This is a genomic window from Flavobacterium sp. FlaQc-28 (assembly GCF_044007415.1).
In the GTDB taxonomy this organism is placed as follows: Bacteria; Bacteroidota; Bacteroidia; order Flavobacteriales; family Flavobacteriaceae; genus Flavobacterium.
The window spans coordinates 1-249 of record NZ_JBIPCM010000039.1; the positions used below are offsets into that span (position 1 = coordinate 1).

General features: G+C 28.1%; 1 protein-coding gene. It reads left to right on the forward strand.

The features are described from left to right. Positions 1 to 159: 159 nt before the first annotated feature. Positions 160 to 249 (forward strand): recombinase family protein (locus tag ACHRVL_RS23090; protein WP_395415604.1); only part of this gene is annotated, 90 nt, incomplete at its 3' end.

Genomic DNA, 249 nt, shown 5'->3' on the forward strand with positions numbered 1-249 from the left:
ATAAGATGCTGTTTCACAGACGGATATTCTTCAATGTCAATTTTTAAACTTGGAAATGTTGCAATAATGTAAAAATCAGCAAATTCATAAGAATATCGTTTAACATCACGTCCTCTCAATAACGGTCAATTAAAATAAGCTATTTTTACCCATAAAAATATGATATACGGATACATCAGAGTTAGTACTGATAAACAAACAGTAGAAAATCAAAGATTTGAAATCAATCAATTTGCGGTAAAACAAAAT